General features: G+C 32.0%; 19 protein-coding genes. 10 read left to right on the forward strand and 9 right to left on the reverse strand.

Going from position 1 to position 25468, the window contains the following annotated elements; all coding sequences use genetic code 11:
• Positions 1-23 precede the first annotated feature (23 nt).
• Together ilvN and ilvC are read left to right on the forward strand one after the other, a co-directional pair.
• Positions 24-551, forward strand: a complete 528-nt coding sequence (ilvN, locus tag Q4487_RS01715) for an acetolactate synthase small subunit (RefSeq protein WP_100896132.1) — start codon at positions 24-26, stop codon at positions 549-551.
• Positions 552-597: 46 nt separating this feature from the next.
• The gene (gene ilvC, locus Q4487_RS01720; protein WP_303542682.1) at positions 598-2073 is read left to right on the forward strand and encodes a ketol-acid reductoisomerase; all 1476 of its coding nucleotides are present in this window, start codon (positions 598-600) and stop codon (positions 2071-2073) included.
• 83 nt (positions 2074-2156) lie between these two features.
• Here ilvC and Q4487_RS01725 read toward each other — a convergent pair whose 3' ends face one another.
• A complete protein-coding gene (locus Q4487_RS01725; protein WP_303542684.1) occupies positions 2157-3281 on the reverse strand; it encodes a hypothetical protein in 1125 nt (374 codons plus the stop codon).
• A 292-nt stretch (positions 3282-3573) separates the two neighbouring features.
• Here Q4487_RS01725 and ilvA point away from each other — a divergent pair, with 292 nt between their 5' ends.
• Positions 3574-4824, forward strand: coding sequence for a threonine ammonia-lyase IlvA (gene ilvA, locus Q4487_RS01730; protein ID WP_303542686.1), 1251 nt, complete (start codon positions 3574-3576; stop codon positions 4822-4824).
• A 157-nt stretch (positions 4825-4981) separates the two neighbouring features.
• On the forward strand, positions 4982-6568 hold the full coding sequence (locus Q4487_RS01735; RefSeq protein WP_303542688.1) for an NADP-dependent glyceraldehyde-3-phosphate dehydrogenase: 1587 nt from the start codon (positions 4982-4984) through the stop codon (positions 6566-6568).
• A 33-nt stretch (positions 6569-6601) separates the two neighbouring features.
• On the opposite strand, the gene Q4487_RS01740 is transcribed toward Q4487_RS01735, so the two are convergent.
• On the reverse strand, positions 6602-7240 hold the full coding sequence (locus Q4487_RS01740; protein ID WP_303542690.1) for a hypothetical protein: 639 nt from the start codon (positions 7238-7240) through the stop codon (positions 6602-6604).
• Between the two features lie 107 nt (positions 7241-7347).
• Positions 7348-9504, reverse strand: a complete 2157-nt coding sequence (locus tag Q4487_RS01745; protein WP_303542692.1) for a TonB-dependent receptor — start codon at positions 9502-9504, stop codon at positions 7348-7350.
• Between the two features lie 233 nt (positions 9505-9737).
• Here Q4487_RS01745 and Q4487_RS01750 point away from each other — a divergent pair, with 233 nt between their 5' ends.
• Together Q4487_RS01750 and Q4487_RS01755 are read left to right on the forward strand one after the other, a co-directional pair.
• A complete protein-coding gene (locus Q4487_RS01750; RefSeq protein ID WP_303542694.1) occupies positions 9738-10928 on the forward strand; it encodes an MFS transporter in 1191 nt (396 codons plus the stop codon).
• Positions 10929-10996: 68 nt separating this feature from the next.
• Positions 10997-12580 (forward strand): YgcG family protein, encoded by a 1584-nt coding sequence (locus tag Q4487_RS01755; protein WP_303542696.1) that lies wholly within the window; start codon positions 10997-10999, stop codon positions 12578-12580.
• Between the two features lie 66 nt (positions 12581-12646).
• On the opposite strand, the gene leuB is transcribed toward Q4487_RS01755, so the two are convergent.
• From leuB to recG, 5 genes are all read right to left on the reverse strand, one after another.
• A complete protein-coding gene (gene leuB / locus Q4487_RS01760; protein ID WP_303542698.1) occupies positions 12647-13702 on the reverse strand; it encodes a 3-isopropylmalate dehydrogenase in 1056 nt (351 codons plus the stop codon).
• Between the two features lie 39 nt (positions 13703-13741).
• Entirely contained in the window at positions 13742-15256 is a 1515-nt protein-coding gene (locus tag Q4487_RS01765) for an alpha-isopropylmalate synthase regulatory domain-containing protein (RefSeq protein WP_303542700.1), read from the reverse strand.
• A gap of 34 nt (positions 15257-15290) precedes the next feature.
• The gene (gene leuD / locus Q4487_RS01770; protein ID WP_100896122.1) at positions 15291-15887 is read right to left on the reverse strand and encodes a 3-isopropylmalate dehydratase small subunit; all 597 of its coding nucleotides are present in this window, start codon (positions 15885-15887) and stop codon (positions 15291-15293) included.
• A 106-nt stretch (positions 15888-15993) separates the two neighbouring features.
• Positions 15994-17385, reverse strand: coding sequence for a 3-isopropylmalate dehydratase large subunit (gene leuC, locus Q4487_RS01775; protein WP_100896121.1), 1392 nt, complete (start codon positions 17383-17385; stop codon positions 15994-15996).
• Positions 17386-17530: 145 nt separating this feature from the next.
• A complete protein-coding gene (gene recG, locus Q4487_RS01780) occupies positions 17531-19636 on the reverse strand; it encodes an ATP-dependent DNA helicase RecG (RefSeq protein ID WP_303542703.1) in 2106 nt (701 codons plus the stop codon).
• A gap of 68 nt (positions 19637-19704) precedes the next feature.
• On the opposite strand from recG, the gene Q4487_RS01785 reads away from it, so the two are divergent.
• The 4 genes from Q4487_RS01785 to Q4487_RS01800 all read left to right on the forward strand — a co-directional run bounded on the left by Q4487_RS01785 (position 19705) and on the right by Q4487_RS01800 (position 24762).
• Entirely contained in the window at positions 19705-21795 is a 2091-nt protein-coding gene (locus Q4487_RS01785; RefSeq protein ID WP_303542705.1) for a M1 family metallopeptidase, read from the forward strand.
• Positions 21796-21797: 2 nt separating this feature from the next.
• Positions 21798-22703, forward strand: coding sequence for a patatin family protein (locus Q4487_RS01790; RefSeq protein WP_303542707.1), 906 nt, complete (start codon positions 21798-21800; stop codon positions 22701-22703).
• Positions 22700-23605: a patatin family protein gene (locus Q4487_RS01795; protein ID WP_100896117.1), complete on the forward strand. Its 906-nt coding sequence runs from the start codon at positions 22700-22702 to the stop codon at positions 23603-23605. The genes Q4487_RS01790 and Q4487_RS01795 overlap by 4 nt, the downstream gene beginning before the upstream one ends.
• A gap of 83 nt (positions 23606-23688) precedes the next feature.
• Complete coding sequence (locus Q4487_RS01800) at positions 23689-24762, forward strand: hypothetical protein (RefSeq protein ID WP_303542709.1); 1074 nt, start codon at positions 23689-23691, stop codon at positions 24760-24762.
• Positions 24763-24902: 140 nt separating this feature from the next.
• Here Q4487_RS01800 and Q4487_RS01805 read toward each other — a convergent pair whose 3' ends face one another.
• On the reverse strand, positions 24903-25421 hold the full coding sequence (locus tag Q4487_RS01805) for a hypothetical protein (protein WP_303542711.1): 519 nt from the start codon (positions 25419-25421) through the stop codon (positions 24903-24905).
• Positions 25422-25468 lie beyond the last annotated feature (47 nt).

Raw genomic sequence — 25468 nt, forward strand, 5'->3', positions numbered from 1 at the left:
AGTAAAATTGGGGCAATAAAAAAATGGAAAATAATTGGTATACCATATCGGTTTATTCTGAAAACAACGTTGGATTGTTAAATAGAATATCAGGCATATTTTTAAAAAGACACATCAATATAGAGGCTTTAAATGTTTCAAAATCAGAGATCAATAGTGTTTCTAAATTTACAATTGTTGTAAATACAACAGAGCAATGGGTCATAAATATTGTAGGTCAAATAGAAAAACAGGTGGAGGTAATTAAAGCATATTACCATTGTGATGATGATATTATTTATCAAGAGTCTGCTTTGTTTAAAATAAAATCAGATTTATTGTTTGATGAGCGAGAGATTCAAAACATTATCAAAGAAAATAACTCACAAATAGTTACTGTTGCACGAGATTTTTTTGTGCTTTCTAAGTCCGGAAAAAGAGACGAGATTAATAAAATGCATGACCAACTAGAACCTTATGGTATTATGCAGTTTGTACGTTCTGGTAGAATTGCAGTGAGTAAAGCAGAAATGCGAATTAGTAGCTTATTAGAAGAATTTCAACATAATTAATTAATCATTCTCAGTTTAGATATTGAGAGAAAAAAGAGTACAGAAAATGTCAAATTATTTTAACACCTTATCACTAAGAGACAAATTAACTCAGTTGGGTAAATGTAGATTTATGGATACTACAGAATTCTCTGATGGTGTAACAGCCTTAAAAGGCAAAAAAATAGTAATTATTGGCTGTGGAGCACAAGGTTTAAACCAAGGACTAAATATGAGAGATTCTGGTTTAGATATTTCTTATGCTTTGCGTGATGCTGCTATACAAGAAAAAAGAGCATCGTACAAAAATGCATCAGAAAACGGATTTACAGTAGGTAACTACCAAGATTTAATACCAACGGCAGATTTAGTAATTAACCTTACTCCAGATAAACAACATACAAATGTTGTGAACACCGTAATGCCATTAATGAAAAATGGAGCTACGTTATCGTATTCTCACGGTTTTAATATTGTTGAAGAAGGTACACAAGTACGTAAAGATTTAACTGTAATAATGGTTGCTCCTAAATCTCCAGGTTCAGAGGTGCGCGAAGAATATAAAAGAGGTTTTGGTGTACCAACATTAATTGCGGTACACCCAGAGAACGACCCAGAAGGTAAAGGTTTGGCACAAGCTAAAGCGTATGCAGCAGGTACAGGCGGTCATAAGGCTGGTGTTTTAGAGTCTTCTTTTGTTGCTGAAGTAAAATCAGATTTAATGGGAGAGCAAACTATTTTATGTGGTTTGTTACAAACAGGTTCTATTCTTTGTTTTGATAAAATGGTAGCTGAAGGCGTAGATGCTGGTTATGCTTCTAAATTAATTCAATACGGATGGGAAACTGTTACTGAAGGTCTTAAATATGGTGGTATTACTAATATGATGGATCGTTTGTCTAATCCTGCAAAAATAAAAGCATTTGAATTAGCTGAAGAGTTAAAAGACATAATGCGTCCGTTATTCCAAAAACATATGGATGATATTATGGAAGGTGAGTTTTCTAAAACAATGATGGAGGACTGGGCCAATGGCGACAAAAACTTGTTAGATTGGCGTGCAGCTACAGGAGAAACTAACTTTGAAAAAACACCTGCTGGTGATGTAGAAATTTCTGAGCAAGAATTTTATGATAACGGCGTGTTAATGATTGCAATGGTTAGAGCAGGAGTAGAGCTTGCTTTTGAGGCTATGACAGACTCTGGTATTATTGCAGAATCTGCATACTATGAGTCTTTGCATGAAACACCACTTATTGCAAATACAATTGCCCGTAAAAAGTTATTTGAAATGAATAGAGTAATTTCTGATACAGCTGAATATGGTTGTTATTTATTTGACCATGCTTGTAAACCTCTATTAAAAGATTTTATGGCTAAAGTAGATACTTCTGTTATTGGAAAATCATATGCTGCAGACGCAGGTAATGGTGTAGATAATGCTAAATTAATTGCTGTAAACAAAGCATTAAGAGAGCATCCTGTAGAAATTGTTGGTGCTAGATTAAGAGCGTCTATGACTGCAATGAAACCTATTGTATAATTAATATATCTTTTATAAAAAACGTATTTAACAAAACAATTACAGTGGAGTTAAATACGTTTTTTATTTTTTAAGCTTTTCTCTTAATTACAGGTTATTTTATTAGTAGTTCCAGTTGGTGTATATACACGAATCCAATCAACAGACATTTTGGTGTCGGCTCCAAATTTAATATCGGTACTATTCCAAAACTCAGTAACTCCGCCATATCTCCATACTTGAGCAGCTTGACTAATTAGCATATGCATTTCTTTTGTAAGACCATCTCCGCAAGTTGTATAATTCTCCGGATCAATACCGTCTTCGTCTCGTAATCCAGATATGATTTTCACTCTTTTTCCATCAACAAAATATTCAAGTACTTCAGGACTTACCCATTTTACACCATAGGTATGGTATGCTTCATTCCATTTTACATCATTATCCCTGCCACAACTTGAAGAATTTTGTTTTCTAGACATCCAAGTTTCTTTCTGAGGTTGATAATCTAGTCTCTCACCATCTACATTTTTAAAGGTATGATGGCTTAAATGTAACCTATCAGCAAAATAAGGTTTATCACATTCTTCTCCATCAAGTCTAATTCTTGGCCCATATGTTTCTAGATTATCAATTTCTTCAAACTGTCCAGAGTCATTACTAATCATCCAAACAGCATTAGCTAATTGTGAATTACTTACTTTAACTCTTGCTTCCTGAAACAATGGGTAACTGCTTGTAGCTTTAGTAGAAATCATACCACATTCTAATGTTTTAGAATTCCCAGAACCTTCTACTTGTGCTGTTAATGTCAATACTCTATTATCATTAGATCCTTGATTTTCAAAACCAATAGAGTTTCCTGTCCATACAGTTGGGAGAGGTCCAGTGTAACTATTTACATAACCTAAGTTCCATTTTTCAGAAAAGGTAGGAGAAGTTTTTCCTCCAGGGTAATTAAACTCATCAGATAATTCTTCAACTTTTTTCCAAGCCCCCATATCAAATTCGCCTCTGTTTACAGAAACTCCATTTTTAGTAGCAGGGGTGTCAAATAATTGAGTATTGGTAAGATTACAATCAGACTTTGTAGAAATTATGTGGTCATTAATATCTAAATTAACAATTTCTGATGTTTCATTTTCTAAATCAGGAGACTCTATGTCTTTAGAGCTACAGCTTAACATAAAAGTAAGTAGTGAGTAAATAAAAATTTTACAGTTTTTCATAATATATATTTGGAGTATAAATTGTCAATTCAATATTTTTATAGGTATTAAATTGATAATGATTAATAATGTCGCTAAAATAAATTTTAAAAAGAAAAATGTACTGTATACAGACTAGACAAGAACTGACAAATTATAATTTAGAGGGGAAAATTGGTTTTAATAGCTTTTTATTATAAAAAATAGTAGGTGTTAACTTTTGGAGATTGTTAAGTTAATTTAAGTGTCTATTTAAAGATAAATTCATAAAAATATTTAGGTTTCAACAACAAAGGTTTTTTAAATTTACACTATGAATTATTTTCCTAATATAGAAAACATACGCAAAGCAGCTGATACAATAAGTGCAGTTGCAGATACAACACCATTATTAGAGAGTATTCGCTACTCTAAATTATTTAACACAAATATCCTTTTAAAAAGAGAAGATTTACACAGAGTCAGATCTTATAAAATTAGAGGAGCATATAATAAAATTAGCTCTTTAAGTAATGAGGAAAGAAAAAAAGGAGTTGTTTGTGCAAGTGCAGGTAACCACGCTCAAGGTGTAGCTTTTGCGTGTAATCATTTAGGAATTAAAGGCACAATTTATATGCCTTCTGTTACACCAAAGCAAAAGGTAGAACAAACAGAAATGTTTGGTGGAGATTGGGTTACTATTGTTTTAGAAGGCGATACTTTTGACGATTCTTCTAAAGCAGCTCTTCAGTTTTGTGAAGAGCACCAAAAGGTATTTGTACACCCTTTTAATGATCCAAAAACTATAGAAGGCCAAGCTACAGTTGGCTTAGAAGCCATTCATCAATCTAAAAAAACAATAGACTATATTTTTGTAGCTATTGGTGGTGGTGGTTTAGCTGCTGGTTTGTGTGGTGTTTTTAAAGCGTTATCTCCTACTACTAAAATTATAGGAGTAGAGCCTGCTGGTGCACCATCTATGAAAACTAGTATAGAAAATGGAGTAAATACCCAACTTACACAAATTGATAAATTTGTTGATGGTGCTGCAGTACAACGTGTGGGCGATTTAACTTTTGAGATTTGTAAAGATTATTTAGATGCTGTTATTACAGTGCCAGAAGGTAAAGTATGCCAAACTATTTTAGACTTGTATAACAGAGATGCTATTGTTGTAGAACCTGCGGGAGCTTTAACTATTGCAGCCTTAGACCAATATGCAAAACAAATAGAAGGTAAAAATGTGGTTTGTGTTGTTAGTGGTAGTAATAATGATATTACTAGAACTGCAGAAATAAAAGAGCGTGCTTTGCTATTTGCAAATTTGAAGCACTACTTTATTGTTCGTTTTCCGCAACGTCCTGGAGCCCTAAAAGAATTTGTTGCAGAAATTTTAGGTCCAACAGATGATATTACTCATTTTGAATATTCTAAAAAATCGAGCAAAGAAAATGCACCTGCTGTAGTTGGTATAGAGTTGAAAACTCCTGAGGATTTAGAACCATTAATTACTAGAATGAAAGAAAATAATTTCTTTGGAGACTACTTAAATAATAAGCCAGATTTGTTTCAATATTTAGTATAAAAATAAACATTTTGCTAATTTTTTATTAAAAAATCAAATTGAAAACGTTTTCGCTCTAACAACAGAAAATATAATCTATTATAACAACAAGTTTAAACGTAAGATTTAGTAAATTCACTACTCAAGATATTAGAAATAGTCTTTAAACTGATATAAAATGAGTACAATAAAAATACCTGAAGAATATAAAATTACAGAGTTAATAGAGCAAAAAGAATACTTAGTTGGTGGCGATCTTAAAAAATGGGATGGTGCAACAACAGAAGTATTTTCTACAATATCATCTACTGAAGAATATAAACCTACTTTATTAGGTAGTATTCCAGATATGGGAGAAGAAGAGGCTTTAGATGCATTAAATGCAGCTTTAAAAGCCTACGACCAAGGTCAAGGAGCTTGGCCAACTATGCGTGTTAAAGAACGTATAGATTGTATGGAGAAGTTTGTAGAAAAAATGATTACTAAGCGTGATGAAGTTGTAAAACTTTTAATGTGGGAAATAGGTAAGTCTTTACCAGATTCTGAAAAGGAATTTGACCGTACAGTAATTTATATTAAAGATACTATAGAAGACTATAAGCAGTTAGACAGGGATGCTGCTAAGTTTCAAAAACACGATGGTGTTTATGCTCATATACGTAGAGGACCGTTAGGGGTTGTTCTTTGTTTAGGACCTTATAATTACCCATTAAACGAAACTTTTGCATTGCTTATTCCTGCAATAATAATGGGGAATACAACAATATTTAAACCTGCTAAACACGGTGTTTTGTTAATTACTCCTTTGTTAGAGGCTTTTCAATCATCTTTCCCAAATGGTGTTGTAAACATTATTTTTGGTAGAGGTAGAGCAGTAGCTAGTCCTATAATGAAAACAGGTAAGGTAGATGTACTTGCTTTAATTGGTAATAGTAAGTCTGCAAATGCATTACAAGATCAGCACCCAAAAAGTAATAGGTTACGTTTGGTTTTAGGTTTAGAAGCCAAAAACCCTGCAATTATTTTACCAGATGCAGATTTAGATTTAACTATAGATGAATGTATTGCAGGTACCTTATCTTTTAATGGTCAGCGTTGTACAGCTCTTAAAGTTGTTTATGTACACGAGAGTATTGCAGAAGAATTTAACAAGCGTTTTGCTAAACGTGTAGACGAACTTAAGTTTGGTAACCCTTGGGATAATGGAGCTAAACTAACACCATTACCAGAGCCTAATAAACCTGCATACATACAAGAACTTATAGATGATGCTAAATCAAAAGGAGCATCAATTTTAAATAAAAAAGGAGGAGAAACTACAGATAATTACATTTGGCCTGCGGTATTATACCCAGTTTCTAAAGATATGCGTGTGTACCAAGAAGAACAATTTGGACCAGTAGTACCAGTAGTTTCTTTTAGTAACATAGAAGAACCTTTAGATGATATGGCTGCATCTAATTATGGGCAACAAGTTAGTTTATTTGGTAAAGATGTGTATACACTAGCTCCTTTAATAGATACGTTAGTAAACTTAGTTTGTAGAGTAAACTTAAATAGCTCTTGCCAAAGAGGTCCAGATGTTTACCCATTTACAGGTCGTAAAGACTCTGCACAAGCAACATTAAGTGTGCACGATGCTTTACGTTCTTTTTCTGTACGTACTTTTGTAGCTTCTAAAGACAATGAGCTTAATAACGAAATTATAGAGCAATTGTTAGAGACTAGATTATCTAACTTTATTAGTACAGATTATATTTTATAGAATTAAATTTTAAACATATAATAATCCTCTCAATTAATTTTGAGAGGATTTTTTTTCGCAGTTTTCCAATATTTCTTTAGCTCTGTCTAAACCACTATATGGGTAAAATTTAATTGTTTGTTCTTCTTTCTCAAATAACTCTATAGCTTTCTTTACATCTTTACAAAATGGTTCTAGTGGTTGTCCAAAAAACTTAGCAGCTCCCATATCCCATTCTGCTTTACCTAAAACTACTCTTGGGTTATTTGGTGCAATTGCTAATGCTTTATTATAAATTGCAACGTTTTTACCAGATAACGTCATTCCATATTTTTGTCCGTCAAAAGCAATATATGCTGTGTTTAATAACGCATATGACATTAATATTTCTGGGTTGTTTTTAGATAGTTTGTCAGCGGCATCTAAAAATGTTTTTGCTTTGTTTAGTTTAGCAGTTAGTACGGCTTCATCCTTAACACCAAATGCACTAATAATTTCTACGGTAGCAGCATAATAAGGTGGTAGCCAATTTTCTTTTTCTACACTAGAAATACGCTCAAACATTTGTATTGCTTTTGCACTCTCGTTATTTTTCCATAGTTCAAAAGCTTTGGTCATTCCTTTTTCATATTGTGTTTGTGCACTTAAACTTGTTACACATACAAAGGCTAATAATAGGGCAATCTTTTTCATCTTATTAATTTTTATGTTGTTGTTTATTTCTTCAAATATTATAACCTTTGGTTGGTTATGCATTTTTAAGTTACTCAATTGTTACTTTTAGTTTCTGAAACGTAGATTTATAAATTATCTAGTTGGTTGTCTTTTTTATTATCACTAATAGTCCAAAAGAACCCAACAAAAAAGAAACGATCCGCAGCTGGTCTTATAGTTCTACTTTCAAAAACACCATTACTATTTAATTGATTTTTAAATTGATACCCATTTACATTTTGCGTACCAAAAACATTACTAACAGAGAAATACAATATTTTTTGCTGATTAATTAAATATGCCCAGTTAGCATTTACAGCATTGTAGTTTTTTGTTTTACTATTTAAAAAACCACTTTTGTTTGGGTCTGTATAGTTACGCCCAGAGGCAAAATTATAACTTATACCGACCTGACTTTTTAAATCGCTTATAAAATGCTTTAGAACCAAAGAGGCGTTATGTTGTGATGCAAAACTTGGAGTAGCTTTAGTTGGGTAATTTTTATAATCTCGTTCAGTATCTAAATATGAGTAAGACACCCAGTATTCTGTATTTTTAATACTTTTATTATCCCTCCAAAATAAATCTAATCCTTTTGCAAAACCAGAACCATTATTGCTATAATTTGAAGTTGCTATGGGCTGTTCTGTGTTATATTTTACAAGACTATTATAATCTTTGTAGTATGCTTCCGCTCTAAATATTTGTTTGTTTTTTACATATTGATAATTAGCAATTAGATGCGTTGTGTTTTGAGCTGAAAAATTGGTATTAAATTTTAAATAATCGTTTTTAGGATTTTGATAAAACTGTCCGTACGCTAATGAAACTTGAGAATTTTGACCAGATTTGTATGCAATAGATGCTCTAGGTGATATTGTAAAATCTTTAAATAAGCTAGAGTATTCTGCACGTAAGCCAACATTTGCAGCTAATTTTTTAGAGAAAAAGATATTTGTCTCAGCAAAAGAAGCTGCTATATTATTGCTAAAATCTAAATTATATTTTTGGTTAAGATTATTAATATAATCTTCATTAAAGTTGGTTATAAAATATTCTGAGCCAAAATTTAAACGAAATCTGCTATTATAAAACTTACTTAGTTTTATTTTAAAGTGAGCCGAGTTTTCTGTGTCTTGTACTGTATCATCTACAATATCTAAATCAGAATAATCATTGGCATAAGACAAACCAGTTTGTATGCTCCAATCGTTTTTAAAAAAGTCTTTGTAAGATGCATTAAAGTATAAATTTCTGTTTTTCATTCCAAAACGCACACCTTCATCAATATTTATATCTTCTTGTGTTAAATCAAAATCCAAAGCACTAAAAGCGCCGTATAATTTTAGTAAGCCATTGTCATTAATTTTATGTCTGTAAACAGCTTCACCACCTAAAGACTGTACTGGTCTATGCCACTCATTATTGTCTGGGTAAAGTTCTTGGTAAGGCTGTAAATTTATATAAGAAGCATTTACGCTTAAAGAGTTTTTCTCCCATTTTTGTGTGTTTCCTACGCCTAAACCAACAGTCATTAAAGATATGTCTGTACGTTCTTCATCGGGCTCATCAATACTATTTAAGAGTAAAACACTAGATAATGCTTGTCCGTATTCAGCAGAATATCCACCAGTAGAAAAAGTAATTCCTTTAAATAAAAAAGGAGATAATCTGCCACGTGTAGGTATATTATTGGCTGTAGGTGAGTAGGGCGTAAAAACACGCATACCATCTACAAAAATCTGAGTTTCTTCTGCATCGCCACCACGTACAAATAATCTGCCATCTTCTGCTACATTAGAGGTACCTGGTAATGTTTGCAAAGCTCCAATAAAATCTCCCATTGCGCCAGCAGTTGTAACTACATCTAAGGGTTTTAACGCTGTAACCTTAGCATTTTCACCTGCTTTAAAAGACCCTGCATTTACAATAACTGCATCTAAAGTATTTACATCTTCTTTAAGTTTTATTTGTAGGTTATTAAGGTTCTTTACTAAGTCGGTTTTACTATAGCTTTCAAAAGAAACAAAAGAAATTATTAGAGTTTGCTCTCCTATTTCTTCAGTTGTAAATTTAAAGGTACCATCATTTATAGTTGCTGTACCATCATAAGTACCATTTAAATATACATTAGCACCACTTATTGGCACACCTTTATTGTCTGTAACCTTACCACTAATTGTTGTTTGTGCAATTAAAGAACAAGTTGATAATGTAAAGAGTAAAAAAATAAGCTGTTTCATTTTAATTTTTTTTATTGTTTATTTTGATTGATGCTACAAATGTGATCTTGTTTCTAATGCTTTAATAAAAAGAAATACCCAATTGTAGAATTTTAGAGACCAATTGTTTTTTATGCATTAATTAACATAAATGTGTTAATTCTACATACTAGTTTCAATTGTATTCTGGCTACCTTTGTCTGCTTATTTTAAATGTAAAAGAGACTCTAATTTATTTAGAAAGCAGTAGAAAAATGAGCACAAAAAAGATGAATAAAAAAGCGTTACTTGCTTTAGCAATTGGTGGGTTTGGTATTGGTATGACCGAGTTTGTTATTATGGGAATTTTGCCAGATGTAGCTAATGCATTAAATATAACAATTCCAGAGGCAGGGCATTTTATTGCCGTATATGCTTTAGGTGTAGTAGTTGGTGCCCCAATCCTGTCTAGTCTTGGGAGTAAGTGGCCATCTCATAAAATGCTACTTGGTTTAATGCTTTGGTTTACAGTTTTTAACACGCTATCTGCCTTTGCAGATAATTACACGTCTTTATTAATTTTCAGATTTTTATCTGGTTTACCTCACGGAGCATTTTTTGGAATAGGAGCAGTTGTTGCAGGTAAATTAGCAACACCAGGTAAAGAGCCACAAGCTATGGCAATTATGTTTGCAGGTCTTACTGTGGCTAATGTTATTGGTGTGCCAATAGGTACATATTTTGGACATCATTTTAGCTGGAATGTAGCTTTTATAATGGTAGGTGTTGTTGGTATATTGGCAATGCTAACGGTTTATTTTTGGATGCCAAAACTACAACCAGCATCTACAGTTAGTATTAAACAAGATTTTAAAATTTTTAAAAGAATAGAACTTTGGATATTAATACTATTAACAACTGTAGGTACAGGTGGCTTTTTTGCTTGGTATAGTTACATAGCACCATTAATTACAGATGTCTCTAAATACCCAGAGTATATGATTGGTTATGCTATGATTTTAGCTGGTTTGGGTATGGTTGCCGGTAACTTTTTAGGAGCAAAACTAACAGAAAAATTGTCGCCAATGAGAGCTGTAATTACTAGCTTAGGGCTAATGGCAACTGTTTTAATAATTAATGCATTAGTGGCTGCTAGTCCGGTTTTAGTATTAGTGCTAACATTTGTTATAGGGGCTATTTCTTTTAGCGTCGTTACACCTTTACAAATGGCTATTATTAATGCATCTAAAGGATCAGAAATGTTGGGTTCTTCTATGAACCAAAGTGCTTTTAATATGGGAAATGCTTCTGGTGCATTTTTGGCAGGTTTACCAATTGCAATGGGGTATAGTGTGGTTTCTTCTAGTTATGTAGGTGCTATATTGGCTGGTACAGGAGCACTAATAGCAGTTGGTATTGTGATTAGTAGAAGGAGAAAAAGAAAATTAAATATTTCTGAAGATTAATGCTCAAGTAATTTTAGTTTGCCTGCCTTATTTTTTATTTCTAGATTAGTTTTTTATATAACTAACCTATGAAATTTAAACACTACTGCTATTTTTTACTGTTCTTTTTTTTAGTTGCGTCTTGTAAAGAGAAAAATACCGAAGAAATAGATTATTCTGAAATTGAAGAAGCTGTAATTTATGATGATTCAGAAGATGAAATACCAATACAATTAAACACAGTTGAAGAAGAAGTAGAAGAAGTAGAAGAAGTAGAAGAAGTTGTAACTCAAGGCTATATTACAAACGAAGAAATATCAGAAACAGTTGATGATGCAACTTTTGATGAAACAACATCTACTAAACATACTAAAAAGCCTTTTAAATACCCTGTTTTTAAAGCACCAAAATATTCTAATAGAGAAATAGACTATTACTCTATATTAGAAATTCCTAAACCAAGAGGAAAAGGTGTTTTAGGATATGTATCAGACCCAGACGGTTATATTTCTGCTGTTTATGAAGAGGAGATTAATAAAGTATTATTTGAGTTAGAAAAGAATACATCTGCAGAGGTTGCCATTGTTGTTGTTAAAAGTATAGGTGATGAAATACCTAAAAAATTTGCAACACAACTTTTTAATAAATGGGGTATAGGTAAAGCAGATAAAGATAATGGTTTACTAATTTTAACCGTAATGGACCAACGTAGAACCGAGTTTGAAACTGGTTATGGTTTAGAGGCTATATTAACAGATAATATTTGTTACAGAATTGGTACAGATGAAATTGTTCCGTTTTTTAAAGAAGGTGAATATGGTGAAGGCCTTTTAAAAGCAACAGAAAGGGTAAAAGAGTTTGTAGAAACTCCAGATGCTATAGATTATATATACTCTAATGATGTTACTTATGAAGTAGATGATGGCGATTCTGCATTTTTATTATTTATAGATGATGTAATAGCAATAAATAAGTGGATTCTTTTTTCGATTATATATGTGTTTTTTCTAATTTTTCTTACCATTTATTATTCTCTAAAAATTAAATTTATAGATACATCTAAAGAAGATTATTATGATAAATACAATAGCTTAAAAAAGATAGAAATAGGTTGTTTTGCTTTTTTATTTCCTTTTCCTCTATGGGGTATGAGTCAAACTATAAAAACAAGGTTAAAGCAATATAGATATGACCCAAGATTTAGTAAAGTGAATGGTAAACCTTTAATTTTATTAGATTCTAAAAAAGAAAGAGATTTTTTAAAAAAGGGTGAAATTGTAGAAGAAGATATAAATTCTGTAGACTATGATGTTTGGGTAACTAAGGATAAAAGTGATATTTTAATATTAAAATATGATGGTAATTCTAGTAGAAAATATTCAAAATGTAGCCAGTGTAATTATAAAACTAAAGGTAAAACTAGGTCAAGGGTTACAAAAAGTCCAAATTACGATAGAGAAGGTGAACGTGTAGATTATTACGAGTGTAAAAATTGTAATGATAAAACATCTCAAGTAGTTGTTTTAGCTAAGTTGGTTAGAGAAAGCTCTAGTTCATCAAGCAGTTCTAGTTCTTCAAGTAGTTATTCATCTTCATCATCATCGTCATCCTATTCATCATCAAGTTTTGGTGGTGGTAGTTCTGGTGGTGGTGGAGCAGGTGTTAGTTGGTAATAAACATAAAAAAAGCCTCTGAAATCAAATTTAGAGGCTTTTAACTACTATATAATTGTACTAAGATTATATGTTTTTGGCTAGCCAGTCTCCAATTTCGCTAGTCTTGTATGCTTTACCACCTTCAGATAAATCCTCGGTAACTATGCCTTCTGCTAAAGATTTGTTTACAACATCTCTTATGGCCTGTGCTTCTTCAGTCAATTTAAAATCTTCAAATAACATTGCAGCAGATAATACTGTTGCTAATGGGTTTGCAATATCTTTACCAGCAGCTTGCGGGTAAGATCCGTGAATTGGTTCGTATAACTTTGCTTTTTTTCCTACAGATGCAGATGGCATTAATCCCATAGATCCAGATATTACAGAAGCTTCATCAGTTAAAATATCACCAAAAAGGTTTTCTGTAATCATTACATCATATGAGTTTGGCCATTGTACCAAACGCATAGCTACAGCATCTACAAACTCATAAGAAACTTTTACCTCAGGGTATTCTTTTTCCATTGCCTGTACAGTTTCTCTCCACAATCTAGAAGATTCTAATACATTTGCTTTATCTACACAACAAAGCTTTTTAGAACGTGTCATAGCTAATTCAAATCCTTTTTTAGCCAAACGCTGTACTTCAGCTCTTGTATAGGTACAAGTATCAAAAGCAGTATCGCCATTGTCTTTACGTCCACGTTCACCAAAATAAATTCCGCCAGTAAGTTCTCTTAAAATTATAAGGTCTGTGCCTTCAATACGCTCTCTTTTTAAAGGCGATTTATCTATTAAAGAAGGAAATGTAAATGTAGGTCTAACATTAGCAAATAAACCTAATTTTTGTCTCATTTTAAGCAAACCTTGTTCTGGTCTTACTTTAGCAGACGGGTCATTATCAAACCTAGGATGACCAATAGCACCAAATAAAACAGCATCAGCAGCTTCACAAATAGCATGTGTTTCATCTGGGTAAGGTTCTCCAACAGCATCAATAGCTGCAGCACCAGTTAATGCTGGTGTCCAGTTAATATCATGATTAAATTTTTTTGCAATAGCATTAGATACTTTTACTGCTTGGTCTATTACTTCTGGACCAATACCGTCTCCTGCTAGTAGAGCTATATTTAATTTCATAAGTATGTTTTTCTCTTTAGTTTTATTTCTATTTTTTTGCTAAATAATGTTTAGCATTTTTTCTGTTGCTTTAATAGCAGATACTGTTTGGTCAGAATCTAATCCGCTAGTTTTAAATTCATTACTTCCGTTTTGCCATGTTATAATTGTCTCGCATAAGGCATCAGAATTACTTCCAGGTGGTATACGCACAGCATAATCTATTAAATTAGGAAGCTTAATTTTTTTAGCTTTAAAAATTTTGATGATTGCATTCATAAAAGCATCATACTGTCCGTCTCCTTGAGCATTTTCTTCAAAAACCTCATTTTCAATCTCTACAGCAACTGTTGTACTTGGTTTTAAACCTTTAGAGTGGGTTAGTACATAGCTTTTTATAATTACTTTTTCTTGATAGCTATCACTATCAAGAACATCAGAAATTATAAATGGTAAATCTTCTTTAGTAACTTTTTCTTTTTTATCACCAAGCTCTATAATACGTTGGGTAACCTTACCTAAATCATCATCATTTAATGTTAATCCAAGATCTTGTAAGTTTTTTAAAATATTAGCCTTGCCAGACGTTTTGCCTAAAGCATATTGCCTTTTTCTGCCAAAACGCTCGGGTAACAAATCATTAAAATAAAGATTCTTTTTACTGTCTCCATCTGCATGAATACCTGCGGTTTGCGTAAACACATTTTCACCAACAATAGGTTTGTTAGCAGGTATACCAAAACCAGTAAACGTAGAAACAAGTCTGCTTACTTTGTATAAAGATGTTTCTTTTAAGGCAATTTCAATATCTGGTAAAAAATCGTTAATTACAGCAACCACACTAGCCATAGGGGCATTACCAGCGCGTTCTCCCATACCATTTACAGTTAAGTGCAAACCGTGGCAACCTGCTTTTAGGGCTTCCATTACATTGGCAACACTTAAATCATAATCGTTATGACCGTGAAAATCAAAATGCAGATTAGGATATTTTTGTACTAATTCTGAGATATATTCAAACGTTTCAGTATGAGTTAAAACACCTAAAGTATCAGGTAGTAAAACTCTTTTTATAGGTTGATGTGATAAAAAGTCTAAAAATTGATGCACATATTCTTTAGAATTACGCATACCGTTACTCCAGTCTTCTAAATAAACATTTGTTTCTATTTGATGCTTTTGAGCAAGCAAAATAGTTTCTTCAATCTCCTTAAAATGCTGTTTAGGTGTTTTTTTAAGCTGATGAGTTAAATGATTTAAAGAGCCTTTGGTTAGCAAATTTTGAACCTTAGCACCCGCATCTTGCATCCACTTAATAGAGACACCTTTGTCTACAAAAGTTAAAACTTCAACCTTATTTAAAAACTGATGCGTAGCTGCCCAACTTGTTATTTGTTGTACAGCTTGTAACTCACCATCAGATACTCGTGCCGATGCAACCTCAATTCTGTCTACTTTTAACTCTTCTAATAATAATTTAGCAAGAGTTAGTTTTTCAGAAACAGAAAAGGACACTCCGGAGGTTTGTTCACCATCACGAAGTGTGGTATCCATTATTTCTATTTTTCTTTTCATTCTAGTGTTGGCGGTTATTCTGGTACGTATTAAGTTACAAAGGAGTATTTTCTGCAAATGCAGTAATTTCTTCTTTCATATTTAATAGGTAATCTATATCATCAAATCCATTAAGCATATTTTCTTTCTTGTATGCATTAATATCAAAAGATTCTTTTTCACCAGTACCCGCAATAGTAATTGTTTGTTCTTGTAAATTAACTTCAACCTGTGCAGTAGCATCTTTTTCTGTTTCTGCATATATTTTTTCTAAAAACTCTGCAGATACTTGTACAGGTAAAACACCAACGTTTAAACAGTTATTTCTAAAAATATCAGCAAAGAAACTAGATACTACACATCTAAATCCGTAATCGTAAACAGCCCAAGCAGCGTGCTCACGAGAAGAACCAGATCCAAAGTTTTTACCACCAACTAATATTTTACCAGAATATTTATCTTGGTTTAATACAAAATCTTCTTTAGGTGTATTATCTGCATTGTAACGCCAGTCTCTAAATAAATTATCTCCAAAACCTACACGTTCAGTAGCTTTTAAAAATCTTGCTGGTATTATTTGGTCTGTATCTACGTTTTCTATAGGTAGCGGTACAATGCTACTTTTTAATATATTAAATTTATCGTATGCCATTTTAAATTTACTTTTGGCCTCTAGCTTTTGGCTATTGGTATATTTTAATTATCAATTTTTATGTAGCTTTTAACCAAGGGTTAAGCGCTAACAACTAACAGCTATTTTATAGCAATTCTCTAGGGTCTGTAACTTTACCGGTTACTGCAGCTGCGGCAGCCACAAGCGGAGAAGCTAATAAGGTTCTAGATCCAGGACCTTGTCTTCCTTCAAAATTTCGGTTAGATGTACTTACCGCATATTTACCAGCAGGTACTTTATCATCATTCATAGCTAAACAAGCGGAGCAACCAGGTTCTCTAAGCTCAAAACCAGCAGCTGTTAAAATGTCTAGCAATCCTTCTTCTTTAATTGCAGCCTCTACTTTATGAGAACCAGGAACTAACCAAGCAGTAACGTTTGGTGCTTTTTGTTTTCCTTTAATAATCTCTGTAAAAGCTCTAAAATCTTCAATTCTTCCGTTAGTACAACTTCCTAAGAAAACAAAATCAATTGGCTTACCAATCATAGAATCCCCTTCATTAAAAGCCATATATTGTAAAGACTTTTTATAGGTAGATACACCACCCTCTAAGCTTTCTGCAGTAGGTATATCTTTACCAATACCCATTCCCATACCAGGGTTAGTACCATAGGTAATCATTGGCTCTATATCTGAGCCATTAAATGTTAGTTCTTTATCAAAAGTAGCGTCTTCTTCTGTATATAAAGTATCCCAGTATGCTTTTGCTTTATCCCAAGCTGCACCAGTTGGTGTAAACTCTCTTCCTTTTACGTAGTCTAATGTTTTTTCATCAGGAGCAATCATACCGCCACGGGCGCCCATTTCTATACTTAGGTTACAAACCGTCATACGGCCTTCCATAGTCATATTTTTAAATACATCACCAGCATACTCTACAAAGTAACCTGTAGCACCAGATGTGGTAAGTTGTGATATAATATATAAGGCAACATCTTTAGGTGTAACTCCTTTGTTTAAGTCGCCAACAACATTAATACGCATACTTTTTGGCTTAGGTTGCATAATACATTGTGTAGCTAAAACCATTTCTACCTCAGAGGTTCCTATACCAAAAGCAATAGCGCCAAAGGCACCGTGAGTAGAGGTGTGTGAGTCTCCACAAACAATAGTAGCTCCTGGTTGTGTAATACCATATTCTGGACCAACAACGTGCACAATACCGTTTTTTTCATGACCTAATCCCCAGTAGCTAATACCGTGTGCTTTAGAGTTTTCTTCTAATGCTTTTAATTGGTTAGCAGATAAAGGATCTTTAACCGGTAAGTGCTGATTAATAGTTGGTGTGTTGTGGTCTGCAGTAGCAAATGTTTTTTCTGGATGTTTTACTCCAATATTTCTACTTTTTAAACCTAAAAATGCAACCGGACTTGTAACTTCATGTACCATATGTCGGTCTATAAAAAGAACATCTGGTCCGTTTTCTATTTTTCTTACTACGTGGGAGTCCCACACCTTGTCAAACAGTGTTTTCATGTATAATTTATTTTCGTCTTGGTTTAGATAAAAAATAGGGTATTATTACGCTATTCTTGTTTTATAATCTATATAAAACCTCTAACTCTCAAAAATAAAGAATACTATAATTTAACTGTTAAAAGATAGTTTTAAATTACGATGTTCAACTTATGTAAGTCCATATGTTTTTATGCTTTATAAGTTGTGCATAAGCTTCAGAAACCACGGAATTATTGGGGTTGCTAAGACTTGGGTCTTCTTTTAAAATTTTAATAGCATAATGCCTAGCCGTTTGTAAAATGTCGTTGTCTTTAATAATATCTGCTATTTTAAGGTTTAAAACTCCACTTTGTTGTGTACCCATAATATCTCCAGGACCGCGAAGTTTTAAATCTACCTCTGCAATTTCAAAACCATCATTGGTGCGCACCATAGTTTCTAGTCTTGTTTTTGCATCTTCAGATAGTTTATGACTAGTCATTAAAATACAATAACTTTGGTCTGCACCTCTACCAACTCTACCGCGCAATTGGTGTAGCTGAGATAAGCCAAAACGTTCTGCACTTTCTATAATCATTACAGATGCATTGGGCACGTTTACACCAACCTCTATTACAGTTGTGGCAACCATTATTTGAGTTTCTCCTTTAATAAAGCGTTGCATTTCAAACTCTTTGTCATCTGGTTTCATTTGGCCGTGTACAATGGATATTTGATATTTTGGAGCAGGAAAATCTCTTGCAATACTCTCGTAACCATCCATTAAGTCTTTGTAATCTAAAGCTTCAGATTCTTTAATTAATGGGTATACAACATATACTTGCCTGCCTAAATTTATTTCGTCCTTTAAAAAACTAAATACTTTTAATCGGTTGGAGTCAAACCTATGCACAGTTTTAATTGGTTTACGTCCTGGTGGTAGTTCGTCTATAACAGAAATGTCTAAATCACCGTATAAACTCATAGCTAAAGTCCTAGGAATAGGTGTAGCTGTCATAACCAAAATATGTGGTGGCATCGTATTTTTACGCCATAGTTTAGCGCGTTGTGCCACTCCAAATCTGTGTTGCTCGTCTATAATTGCTAACCCTAGATTTTTATATTGCACTTTATCTTCTAAAAGTGCGTGCGTACCTATTAATATGTGTAATTCACCACTTTCTAATTCTTCATGAATAATTCTTCTTGCCGATTTTTTTACAGAACCTGTTAGTAAAGATACTTTAATGTCTAAACCTTGTAACAACTCTGTTATTCCGTGGTAATGTTGGGTTGCTAAAATTTCTGTAGGAGCCATTAAACACGCCTGAAAATTGTTATCTAAAGCCAACAACATAGTCATTAGAGCAACAATGGTTTTACCAGAGCCAACGTCTCCTTGCAAAAGCCTGTTCATTTGTGCATTACTACCTAAATCTGCTCTAATTTCTTTTATTACGCGTTTTTGAGCGTTTGTAAGCTCAAAAGGTAAGTGGTTGTTATAAAAATCACCAAAATAGGTGCCAACAGCATTAAAAGGAAAGCCTTTAATTTTGTTTTTACGAACCATTTTTTTAGCAATAAGCTGCATTTGTATGTAAAACAACTCTTCAAACTTAAGTCTAAATTGTGCTTTTGCTAATTCTTCTTGACTTTTAGGAAAATGTATGTTTAGTAGTGCATCACTCTTACCAATTAACTTTAATTCATTTAATAAATAATTAGGTAAGGTCTCTGCAAACCTTGCTTTTGTATCTAAAAATAGTTGCTGTAGTAATTTACTTGTAACCTTATTAGTAATGCCTTTATTTGTTAGTTTTTCTGTAGAAGGGTAAATAGGTTGCATACTAACTTTAAGCCCTTTTTTATGGTCTTCTAGTAGTTCCATTTCTGGGTGAGGCATAGAAAATGTACCGTTAAACCAATTTGTTTTACCGTAAATAACATACGGCACATTTAGTTTAATATTTTCTTTAATCCATTTTTGACCTCTAAACCACACAAGTTCCATTTTTCCGGTGTCATCTACAAAGGTTGCAACTAGTCTTTTTCCTCTTTTTTGACCAATTTCTTTTAAGTGTATTATTTTACCAATTACTTGTACTTCTGCGCTATTACGCTGTAATAAATTTATTTTGTAAAACTGGGTTTTATCTAAATATCTGTTAGGAAAAAGGTTTAATAAATCCTGATAGGTATACACACCTAACTCTCCTTGTAAAGTTTGAGCTCTACTAGGACCAACACCTTTTAGGTATGCAATAGGAGTTTGTAAATAATTAGGATTCATACGACTAAAATAAACCGAATCTGAACAACCACAAAAGATGAAAATGCTTATTTTGGTTGAAAATTAGAATGATGATTTTTTTTAGATACTTTTCTTTACTTTTTATATGCGCACAATGTCTTGTTTTACAGGCACAAGAGCAGTCAAAAGTTGACTTTTTAACAGCAGATATAGATGTACAACCAAATGTACAAACAAAAATGATTAGTGGTACTGTTAACTATGTTTTTACTACGTTGGCAGCAGTAGATTCGGTTTTTTTAGATGCTAAAAAAATGAATTTCACAAAAGTTTTACTTAATAATAGGCGTGTAAAATTTACTATTAATGATAGTAAAATTACAATTTTTAAGAAACTAAAAAAGAATAAGAAATATACCTTAAAATTAGTTTACAGTGCAAAGCCAAAGCAAGCGTTGTACTTTTTTGGTTGGAATAATAGTGATGATGAAAACAATCAAATTTGGACACAAGGACAAGGAAAATATACTAGTAATTGGTTACCGAGTTTTGATGATATGAACGAGAAAGTTGTTTTTAATTTAAATATCACTTTCAATAAAAACTATCAAGTAATTGCTAACGGAAAACTTAAAAATACGAGTGTAAAAGATACTTTAAAAAGGTGGCAGTACGGTATGAATAATCCAATGTCTAGTTATTTATTGGCCTTTGCAATTGGTAAGTACACTGTACATAAACAAATTTCTGACTCTGGTGTACCACTAAAGCTGTATTATTACCCAAAAGATTCTGTAAAAGTAGAGCCAACATATAGGTATAGCAAAGCTATTTTTAATTTTTTAGAACAAGAAATTGGTATAGCATATCCATGGCAAGTTTACAAGCAGGTACCAGTACGAGACTTTTTGTACGCAGGTATGGAAAACACAACAACAACTATTTTTTCTGATGCTTATGTTGTAGATTCTATTGCTTATAATGATAAAAATTATATAAATGTAAATGCACATGAATTGGCTCACCAATGGTTTGGAGACTTAGTTACAGAAGTAGATAGTAAAAGTCATTGGTTACATGAGGGTTTTGCAACTTACTATGCGTATTTAGCAGAAAAAGAAGTATTAGGCGAAGAGCAATTTAATTGGAAACTATTTGCTACAAGCTTACAACTAGATAAATTTAGTAGGGAAAACGGAGGCGAAGCTTTGTTAAACCCAAAAGCTAGTAGTTTAACTTTTTATGAAAAAGGAGCTTGGGCTCTACACGCATTAGTACACAAGGTTGGTAAAGATGCTTTTAATAAAGGAGTTAAAAGTTACTTACAAAAGTATAAGTATAAAAATGTTAAAGTAACAGATTTTATATCTAGTATAGAAGAGGCTAGTGGTGTTAGTTTACAGGATTATAAATTAAACTGGTTAACAGCAAAAGAATTTCCTATAAGTAAGGCTAAGTCAATTTTAAAAAAATCTTCTTCATCAATAGCAACGTTTTATAAATTACAAAAAGAGCTCACTGTTAATAAAGAGCAAAATAATGTAATTATAGAAAGGTATTGGGATAAAGCAGCATCAGCCCAACTAAAAAAATACATTGTAGAATTTTATTCTAAATTCTTATCTTCTAAAATTAAAACTGAGATTTTAAATTCTAATGATGTAGTATTAAGACAAACGTTATTGCTAAATACACAAAAGTTATTAGGTGAAGATGTTACTTATTTTGAATCTTTTTTAACTGATAAAAGTTATACTATAATAGAAAATGCACTGTATAAATTATGGATATATAACCCTGCTAAAAGAGCTACATATTTAAATAAAACAAAAGGTGTTATAGGTTTTTCTAACAAAAACGTTAGACAATTGTGGTTGGCATTGGCTATTATGACAAAGGAATATGATGTAGATTACAAAAGTGATTACCTAAAAGAGTTACAAGGATATACAAATAATAGCGAGTATTTTGAAACTAGACAACTAGCTTTTTCTTATTTAAATGATTTGTTTTATTTAGATGAAACTAATTTAGTAGATTTAATATATGCTACAAACCACCCAGTATGGCAGTTTAAAAAGTTTGCTAGAAATATGGTTGATGATTTAATACAAAAAAAAGAATATAAAAAGCTTTTTGTAGCTTTAGAAGCAAAGGTTTCTAAGTCTAATTTTAACTATGTAAAAAGTAAGTTGTAAATATGCGTGCAATGGTAATTTCTGGTGGTGGTAGCAAAGGCGCTTTTGCAGGTGGTGTTGCACAATACTTAATACAAGATGCTATGCATAAGTACAATATGTTTATTGGTACATCTACAGGAAGTTTACTTATTTCTCATTTAGCATTGCAAAAAATTGATAAAATAAAGCAAATTTATACGTCTGTTAATCAACAGGATATTTTTAGTTCTTGTCCGTATACTATTTCAAAAAAACACGGTATAGAAACCATTGGTATTAATCATTTTAGAGTCTTAAAAAATATACTACGTGGTAGTAAAACTTTTGGTGAGAGCTATAGCCTTTTAAAATTGATAAAAAAATCTATTACGGAGCAAGAGTTTTATCAACTTAAAAAAAATAATACAGAAATTGTTGTTACTGTTGCCAACCTGTCTTTAAATAAAGTAGAGTATAAGTCTATAAAAGATTGTACTTATAATGAGTTTTGTGAGTGGGTATGGATTTCTTGTAACTATACGCCTTTTATGAGCTTAGTTAAAAAAAATGGCTGTGAATATGCAGATGGTGGTTTAGGTAGTATGGTGCCAATTGAAGAAGCTATTAAAAGAGGAGCAACCATTGTAGATGCTATTGTTTTACAAACAGAAACTAATTTATTTAATAGAATGCCATCTAAAAACGCATTCTCTTTATTAACAAATATGTTTGCTTTTATGGTAGATAGGATAGAGCAACAAAACATACGTATAGGTAAATATGTGGCCAATCATAATAACGCAATTATTAACTTTTACTATACTCCTACAATTTTAACTACAAATTCTCTTATTTTTGAAGAGAAAAAAATGACTACTTGGTGGAAGAGTGGTTATGATTTTGCAAAAAACAAGAATACAGAAACAAACCATATAGATATAGAATGAGAGCATTAGTAATAAGTGGTGGTGGTAGTAAAGGTGCATTTGCTGGTGGTGTAGCTCAGTATTTAATGGAAATTGAAAATAGAAAATACGATATTCTTGTTGGTACTTCTACAGGTAGTTTATTAATTTCTCATTTGGCATTAGACAATGTTGGTTTGCTGTATGATTTGTATACCAATGTAAATCAGCGTAAAATTTTTAGTTTAAATCCTTTTGTAGTTAAACGCAAAGGAGATAGGGAGTTTGTATCTATTAATTATTTTAATGTTTTATTACAGTTTATAAAGCGTAAAAGAACATTTGGAGAAAGTAGGTCTTTACGTTCTACAATAAAAAAACATTTTACAATATCAGACTATAGGCAAATTATAGAAAATACGTCTAAAGATGTAGTTGTTACAGTATCTAATTTATCTAAAAATAGAGTAGAGTATAAGTCTATTAGAGATTTTAGTTATGAAGAGTTTTGTGATTGGGTATGGATTTCTTGCAATTACATACCATTTATGTCTTTGGTAAAAAAAGATGGTTATGAGTATGGTGATGGCGGCTTAGGTTGCGTACTACCAATTAGAGAGGCTATAGAACGCGGTGCTACTGAGGTAGATGCTATAATTTTAGAGTCAGAAAAAATGGAGCATAATAAGGTTTTAGGAAAAAACCCTTTTTCTTTAATGCTAAGTATTTACGGTTTTGTTTTAGACCAAATAGAGCATCATGACATTTCTGAAGGTGTAATTTACGCAAAGCACAAAGGTGTTAAATTAAATTTATACTACACGCCAACTAAATTAACAGAAAACTCATTGGTGTTTAATAAAAAATTAATGGCACAATGGTGGGAACAAGGGTTTAACTATGCCGAAAAGAAAGCAGCAAAATTTAAAAAAATCTTACAATAGGCTCTTCATAATTGCCGTGTTTTTAATACGAAAAGCTGTTTTTTATCGTTATTTATGTTTACAAAAATATGTATACTTAAATTATGATAATAAGACCTAAGTTTTATAGATTTCCTTTGTTTATATCTTTACTTTCTGTAAGTATTTTTAGTTTTACCTCCTGTAGTAAGGATGATACTAGTAATAATAATGAAGAAGAAGAAGAGGTTGTTGAAGATGAGTTAAAGTTAGATGAAGATTTTTATTTAAATAAAGATAAAACTGTTGCAAACTACATTCTTTCAGCAAAAGATTACAATTCTTTTTTAGTGCCTGATACAGAGAAAGATTTTTCAAAAATAACAAAGAAAGTATATAGTCATTTTGAAGATGAGTTCGATTTTATTTTTATTCTCTCTACAGAAGATGATCAGCCTAGCGGACTATATTACGGTGTCTCATATACTGCGCAAAATGATGTTGAAGGAATAGGAGGAAACCTTTATAATGGTACTGCAAAATATGGTTCTTTAGGAAGATTAAAAAGCATTATTCATATGCCTAAAACAGAGTATATTAAAAATGGTCCTTTTTTACATGAAATAATGCATTATTGGGGAAATTATAACTTTATAGAAACGCAAGAAAGCGGACATTGGGGTTTTTCTTCAGTAGGTGGTCAATTGGGAGGTTTTGATGAGTTAATTGCTTCTGGAGATGGCACATACATAGGGAAATTAAATGGCGAAGAAGGATTTGGAACTTTTGCTAATGGTGGTAATAGTATTGCTTATGGTAATGCAGAACTTTATATAATGGGTTTAATTGGTGCAGACGAATTAAAGGACATTAAAATAGCTAAAAACGCCAAAAGCACAAAGTATGGCGAGTTTACTGCAGATGAAATAATAACCTTAACTGCTAATGATATAGTAGCTAAACATGGTGAAAGAAAGCCATCAGTAGCTACTTCTCAAAAAGCATTTAATGCTATTGTAGTTGTAATTTCTAAAAATGCTATATCTAAGGATAAACTACAAAAGATAGAAGATGACATAGAGAATTTTTCAAGAAATAGTGCGCCAGATGCTTCTTGGAGTAATACCTATAATTTTTGGCAAGCTACTAAAGAAAAGGCAACCTTAAATATAGAGATTCCAACACCTAAAAAAGAATAACAACTAAATTATTTACAGTACTAACAAAGCATCTAAGAGTTACTTTAGATGCTTTTGTTTTATAATAAATTTAAAAATGATCGTAAAAAAAAGACTGCCTATTAAGACAGTCTTTTATATTTTGCAATAAACTTCTTATGTTACCATAATTCGCTTATTTCCTTTTTTATGTACGTTAAAGCAGTTGCAGATGGTGATGCTTTATCCATAGTGCTACTTAAAATATCTTCTCTTAATTTATCTGCAGAGTCAGCTTCACTCATAGCTGCTTTACGTATGGTTTGTACAGTAGCACTTTTAGCTGTTTTTATAACATTCCAACTTTCATCAGACAAGTATATTTGTTGAGATAAGTTGTGATCAAATTCTTTTTCAATATTTTTTATTAATAAAGTTTCGTATGCATTTTTGTCATTACCAACAGGTGCAACACGTACAACTAAACTTGGTATAGAAATACGCTCTAAAAATAAAGCCATACGCTCGTAAGCTTGTAATCTAGTAGGTATAGTACTTTTTTGAGAATCTTTATGTAATAAAAAACGTCTTCTGCCTTCTTCATTTTTAGTATGCATTTTAAAAAAGTAAAAAGCTACCATACCAGTTACAACACTTGGTAATAAATAGGCAAACATTTGTAATATTATTTCTGTTGTCATTGCGGGTTATCTTTAAAGTTTGATTACGATTTTAAAACGCACAATTT

This window comes from Cellulophaga sp. 3_MG-2023, from assembly GCF_030546975.1.
GTDB lineage: Bacteria > Bacteroidota > Bacteroidia > Flavobacteriales > Flavobacteriaceae > Cellulophaga.